Origin of the sequence: Ruminococcus sp. CAG:57, from assembly GCF_000435935.1 — a bacterium.
Taxonomy (GTDB): domain Bacteria; phylum Bacillota; class Clostridia; order Oscillospirales; family Ruminococcaceae; genus Hominimerdicola; species Hominimerdicola aceti.
Genome location: NZ_FR890710.1, coordinates 148,076 through 154,609 on the forward strand (window position 1 = coordinate 148,076; position 6,534 = coordinate 154,609).

The 6,534-nt window shown below is 42.9% G+C and carries 6 protein-coding genes; 5 read left to right on the plus strand and 1 reads right to left on the minus strand.

From position 1 onward, the window contains the following. Positions 1–174 precede the first annotated feature (174 nt). From QVO88_RS04125 to QVO88_RS04145, 5 genes are all read left to right on the plus strand, one after another. Positions 175–1,152, plus strand: coding sequence for an ABC transporter ATP-binding protein (locus tag QVO88_RS04125; protein WP_022287264.1), 978 nt, complete (start codon positions 175–177; stop codon positions 1,150–1,152). Then, positions 1,152–1,856 carry an ABC transporter permease gene (locus QVO88_RS04130; protein WP_022287265.1) on the plus strand — a complete coding sequence of 235 codons (705 nt, stop codon included), beginning with the start codon at positions 1,152–1,154 and terminating at the stop codon, positions 1,854–1,856. The genes QVO88_RS04125 and QVO88_RS04130 overlap by 1 nt, the downstream gene beginning before the upstream one ends. Before the next feature lie 15 nt (positions 1,857–1,871). Next, positions 1,872–3,596 (plus strand): GldG family protein, encoded by a 1,725-nt coding sequence (locus tag QVO88_RS04135; RefSeq protein WP_022287266.1) that lies wholly within the window; start codon positions 1,872–1,874, stop codon positions 3,594–3,596. Between the two features lie 19 nt (positions 3,597–3,615). After that, the gene (locus tag QVO88_RS04140; RefSeq protein ID WP_022287267.1) at positions 3,616–5,121 is read left to right on the plus strand and encodes a DUF4340 domain-containing protein; all 1,506 of its coding nucleotides are present in this window, start codon (positions 3,616–3,618) and stop codon (positions 5,119–5,121) included. A gap of 233 nt (positions 5,122–5,354) precedes the next feature. Then, on the plus strand, positions 5,355–5,636 hold the full coding sequence (locus QVO88_RS04145; RefSeq protein WP_022287268.1) for a hypothetical protein: 282 nt from the start codon (positions 5,355–5,357) through the stop codon (positions 5,634–5,636). Between the two features lie 64 nt (positions 5,637–5,700). On the opposite strand, the gene QVO88_RS04150 is transcribed toward QVO88_RS04145, so the two are convergent. Next, on the minus strand, positions 5,701–6,534 hold an 834-nt coding region (locus QVO88_RS04150; RefSeq protein WP_288177766.1), incomplete at its 5' end, for a hypothetical protein.

The following is a 6,534-nucleotide window of genomic DNA, read 5'->3' on the forward strand; positions in this document are numbered from 1 at the left end:
TAGATACATCGCTTTTAGACAGATAAATAATTCAACAGCGGAGCATTTTGAGTATTTGCTACTTTAAATTTACTTAAAATGCTCTGTATTTCGTACAGCTATCACTCCCCTGTCACATAAGTATTATAAAATTGTAAAGACTTATGAATGCTTTTCCTAAGAGGAGGAAATAAAATGATAGAGGTTATAAACCTTACCAAGAGATACGGCGACAAAAAGGCTGTCGATAATATCTCTTTTAAAGCTGAGGACGGAGAAGTTCTCGGCTTCCTCGGTCCTAACGGAGCGGGAAAATCCACCACCATGAATATCCTTACAGGCTACATATCCTGTACAGACGGCAAAGCCCTTATAGACGGCGTAGACATCCTTGAAGACCCTATCAAGGCTAAAAAGCAGATAGGCTATCTCCCTGAGCTTCCGCCCCTTTATATGGATATGACCGTAAAAGAATATCTCTATTTTGTCTATGACCTTAAAAAGTGTAAGCTTCCAAAGGTGTCGCATCTTAAAGATATATGCGGACTTGTAAAGATAGACCATGTTTATAACAGAATAATCAAGAACCTGTCAAAAGGTTATAGACAGAGAGTAGGTCTTGCTCAGGCTCTTATCGGCAACCCAAAGGTTCTTATCTTGGACGAGCCTACAGTAGGTCTTGACCCTAAGCAGATAATCGAGATAAGAACTCTTATAAGAAAGCTCGGCAAAAATCATACTGTTATCCTTTCTTCCCATATCCTCTCTGAGGTGCAGGCTGTCTGCGATAAGATAATAGTCATCAACGAGGGCAAGGTCGTCGCAAACGATACAGAGGAACACCTCTCACAGAAGCTCTCAGGCGAGCATAAGCTCACTGCAAAGATACAGGGCGATAAGGATAAGATCGTCAGAGCAATGCAGGGCATAAAGGGCGTTGAGAAAGTTATCTGCGACGCAAGCCATAAAGACGGCGTGAACGATATAAGAATAGAGGCAAAAGAGGGCGTGGATATCAGACGTGACGTCTTTGAAACAGTTGTTAAAAACGGCTGGTATATGCTTGAACTTAAGACCTCTGAGCTTTCACTTGAAGATATATTCCTCAAGCTCACAATGGGCGAGGCTTTGCCTGCCCTTGAAAATACTTCCGATAAGGAGGGAAATGACTAATGGGCGCAATATTCAGACGAGAGGTAAGAAGCTATTTTACCTCACCTATCGGTTATATTTTCCTTGCGGCATTCTATGCCTATTCAGGCGTAATGTTTGCAAACTACAGCCTTGAAAGCGGCTATACAAGACTTGATTCCGTTTTCAGTGCGCTTCTTATAATCATAATAGTGCTCATACCTGTCCTCACCATGAGGACCATATCCGAGGAAAAGCGAACAAAAACAGACCAGTGTCTGCTCACCGCCCCTGTGGGTCTTGGCAGCATAGTTGTAGGTAAATTCCTTGCCGCTTTCCTTATCTATATCATAGCTATCGCTATCACAGGCGTTTTTGCAGTTGTCGTATCCGCTTTCGGTACGCCTGACTGGAACGTCGTTGTGGGCAATATCGTCGCTCTGGCACTTGTTGGCGGCGCTTATATCGCTATCGGTATCTTCTGCTCATCTTTCACAGAAAACCAGATAGTTGCCGCAGTAATAAGCTTTATCGCACTTATCTTCGTGTCGTTCCTGTCAACTATAGGCAATCTTCTGCCTTTTGAATGGCTCACAACAGTGTGCGAAAAGGTGTCATTCGGCGAGAGATATTATTCATTCACCTATGGACTTTTTGATTTTTCTAACGTTGTGTTCTTTCTGAGTGCAATAGTGGCATTTCTTTTCCTCACGGTGAGAGTGCTTGAAAAACGCCGCTGGGGCTAAAGGAGGGCTGTTTAAATGGAAGAGAATAATAACGAAAAGATCTCTGTATCAGGAGCAGACCTGCTTAAAGACGTTGTAGCAGACGAAAAGGCAGCAAAGACCGCTCCAAAGGATACAGAAAAGGATAAAAAAGATAAAGACAAAAAGAAAGATAAAAAAGAGAAAAAGACAAAGGACGGCAAAAAGTTCAATGCCAAAAAGCTCAAGCATGGAACAATGGCAACAGTGTTCACCTGCGTTTTTGTCGCTCTGCTTGTCCTGGTGAATGTTGTCACAACAATGCTTTTTGACAGATATCCTATCACTATCGACCTGACTACAAATAAGATATATTCAGTTTCAAACGATACAGAGGATTATGTAAAGAAAGTGAACGTAGACGTTCAGGTAACTATCTTCGCAGACGAGAATACTTATACAAATTACAGTTCTTATAATAAGCAGGCTGTTGAGCTTTTGAAAAACTATTGTAAGCTCAATCACCATATCACATATCGTTTCGTTGATATCGACTCACATCCTGAGATAGTTAAGGAGTATACCGATACTATCAGCCAGTTCGATATGATATTTGAAACAAAAACAAAGGTTGACGGCAAAGAGATAAGCCGAACAAGAAAGCTCGGTATGCTCGACCTCCTTACATTCACAGACGAGTTCGAGCAGAAGCTGTCACAGTCAGGCTACAGCATAGATACCCTTGCCCAGCAGGCAGGCGGCGACCTTTCATTCCTGTCCTATTACGGCAGCTATGTTGAGTCCTCAAACGCAGAGCAGGCTTTCACTTCTGCACTTATGACAGTAACAGACCCTAACCCTGTCTATGTTACTGTCCTCACAGGCAGAAGCGAGCTTACACAGCTCACATATTTCCAGACGCTTCTTACAGCTAACGGCTATAACGTGAACACAGTGGATATAACCTCCGAGGATATCCCTGCCGATACAGACGTTGTGGTTATCCCTGCTCCTAAGACTGACTATCTGGAGGAGGATATCAAAAAGGTCAGCGACTTCCTCAATAATGACGGAAATCTTGGCAAACAGCTCCTCTATATTGCTTCTTATGGTCAGGAGGACACCCCGAATCTTGATGAGTTCCTGTCAGAGTATGGACTTTCTGTCGGCAAGGGCGTTATCTGCGAAAGCGATTCAGGCAAGTATTATAACTCACCTTGCGTAACAGTTGCGTCAGATGTTTCCGATAACTTCACTCAGGACGTTTCTACAGAGAACCCAGCTATCCTTTCAGCACTCTGCCGTCCTGTAAACACACTCTTTGACGAGCAGGATATGGTGTCTACAGACGCTTACCTCAAGTCCTCAGATTCTGCCTATACCGCAAATGTTGATATATCACAGACCACAGGTCAGGTGAATATAGGCGATGCTCTGGTAAAGGGTCAGCAGAATTATATGGCTGTCGGCTCAAAGGCAAAATTTACAGACGATAACAAAACTCTCTATAGCAATGTTATCGCAGTAGGTTCAGAGGGTATGCTGTCTGATACCTACTTGCAGTATTCACAGTATCAGAACAGCGAGTATTTCATAAGCGTTATAAACGGCCTTACCGGAAAGACCGCAGGTATCACTATCACACCAAAAACTATCACAGGCAATGTTTTCGACATCACTCAGCAGCAGAAAACAGTTCTTAAATGGACATTCTGCCTTGGCGTACCTGTTGTAGTTCTTATAGTGGGTATCGTTATCTGGGCAAGAAGAAAGAATAAGTAAAACACAGAGGTAATCACAAATGAATGGTAAATTGCAGGGTATCATTATCTGCGGAGTCACAGCCGCTTGTCTGGTGGGAGTAATGGCGTTTCTCAACTCCACCTCAGGCAAATCAGACGCAGACTCCAGCTCATCGTCAACAGCGGCAGTTTCAAGTCAGGACGAGAGCGTTGTTATCCTTACAAAGTCAAGCGACGATATAACAAGCGTAAAGGTTTCAAACGAACATGGCGAGTATTCCGTTAATAAGTCCGAGTCAGGTAAATCCACATGGAGCATACCTGAGCTTGGCACTCTCAATGCAAATGCCACCGCAGAAGCTTCCATGATATCGAATCTTGACGGCTTCAAGGCGAAAAAGCTCGTTGAAGAAAACGTTGAGGATATGTCAAAATACGGTCTTGATAAGCCCACAGCAGATCTCACAGTTGAATACAGCGACGGCACTGCCACTACCCTTCATGTAGGCTCTGTTTCACCAAGCAACGAAAGATACAGCTATGTGAGCCTTGACGATGAAAAGACCGTCTATATGGTAATGGGAACAAAGCTTTCATACTATACAGATCCAGTGACCGCATATGCGAACCTCACTTTGCTCACAAAGCCGTCTGACGACGATTGGCCTGACTATGGCAAGGAAACAGTTACAAGAAAAGATCTGGACTATGAAATGGCGTTTGAAAATAACCCGAACGAGATAGAGGGACTTTCAGGTCAGGTAATGACAGAGCCTATCTTCTCATACCTGAACATCACAAATTCTTCAGCAACTACCCATGGTATGTGGGGACTTACAGCACAGAGCTGTGAGGTCATCGCACCTGATGAAACTGCAATGAAGGAGCATGGACTTTCCGACCCGTTCGCAACAGTAAGACTCTCGGGAGACGGCTATGACTATACCCTTAAAATAGGCGACCCTGTCTATGCTACCGCAGGCGACAGCAGTGAAACGACAGATACAGTGTCTGCATATTATTGCTACTTTGAGGGCGTAAAGGGCGTTGACGCTATATACCTCGTTTCAGCCGATAACCTCCCATGGGCAACGATCAAAGCAGAGGACGTTATCACAAGCCTTATGACTTCAAACTACCTTGTTGACCTTAAGAACGTTGAGGTAGTCTATAATGGTAAAAAGACCGTTTATGAGGTGGAAAGCTCAGGCGCAAGCACGGATACAGATTCTGACGGCAAAACTACCGCACAGGTAACAAAGGTCACAACAGACGGCAAGGAGCTTGACGTTGACAACTTTAAGACCTTCTATCAGTATCTTATGGGTTGCCCGACAAATGAGATATACTTCACAGACCCTGAGGGCGAAAGCTATCTGACTGTAACATTCGACCGCAAGGACGGCAAAAAGGACGTTATGGAGATTTATAAGGATTCTTCAAGACGTTCTGTAGTCAAGCTAAATGGTCAAACCTCATTCAGAATACAGTCAACTTGGGTAGATACGTTCGTTGCAAATATGGACAGACTTCTTAAAGGCGAGGCTGTGGACGATAACTACTAAAACGCATATCCCATGCTAAGCATATGATCTGACGGGCGAACAGAGTTCGCCCCTACGGTCATGTTTCGACAGCTTTCGCAAAGAATATGTGATACAATATGTATCCCACATAAAGTGAGGCTGAAAACCTGCGCAAAAAAGTTGTCAAAAGCTCTTTTAATTATGTGAAAAGTATGGTATAATAAAATAGTAAACAAAAAGAGAAATATATTATGAGAAAGGCGGAGAGATAAATGGCAGAAGAAAAGAAAGCTTTTTTCACCTATAAGGGCGTTCCTCTGGTGAGAAAAGGGAATAATATCTATTTTGGAAATATGTATGACGAGTTCGTAGTCATGATAGAAATACTTTCTACAGAAAAGGTCGGCGGTATCGACGTTGCAAATAAGGTAAGAATAAGAAAATTTGCAACAGACAGCACACTGCCTCCGAATAAGCAGATAGTTAAGGTAGCAGAGAAATCAAGCCTCTATGAAGCACTTGATTTTGCCTGCGCATGGCTCAAGGTATCATAAAAACATAATAGAAACGACCGGCGTGTATCTTCGTGATACACGCCGGTTTTGTATGTGTTGTATGCTATTCAACATTAGGTCTTGTTATAAGGGGCATTATCTCATCTATCATTTCCTTTGGCAAATTGTAATCCTGAAATTCGCCTGTATCATCTTTTATGCTAAAATTGCATATTTTACTTTCAGAGTGCATACCGCCTGAGGTGTCCCACGAATACTGTGAAACATCGATAACACAAATGCTCTCATACGCATCACTTGATTCATCCTTTTCGAGAGAGATTCCATAAGCGTCTGCACCGCCGTATTCTAAGCCGTCAATGTAAGGATAATCCTTGCATACCGATTTAGCGTTCTCTATCCACGCAGTTATCTTGTCGATAGTGTCCTTGTCTGTTATCTCATATGGTTCTTCTCCATACCAGTGATAAATATAATATGCCGAAATTTCAGTGCTGTCGGGTAAACTATCAGCAAGAGTGTAGTTACTTCCCGCAGGTTCCAAAACAACATATGCAGTTTCATTTCCGTCTATCCCATTTTTATCGGTATATATCTTTTGTACGCTTCTGTAAAGATCATCACATTTGATCTTTATGCAAAGGTATTTGCTGTCAAGTCTGAAAACATCTGCCTTAACATCTGTGATAGCGCCGTCGGCTTGCTGAGCAGGGTCATATAAATAACGTGTTGATGAAGCGTCAGCAGCTTGCTTATCAATGTAAGCTTTTTCTTCTGCTGAAAGCACCTTGTTGCTCAGATGGTATATCTTGTCTTCAATAGCTATCGTGTACGAGGTGTCAACTGTTTCTGCTGTGGAACTGTCAGCACTTGTAACTGCGTCTACCGAAGAATTACTTTCAGCCGCTTTTGTATTTTCTGATTTTGAGCATGAGCA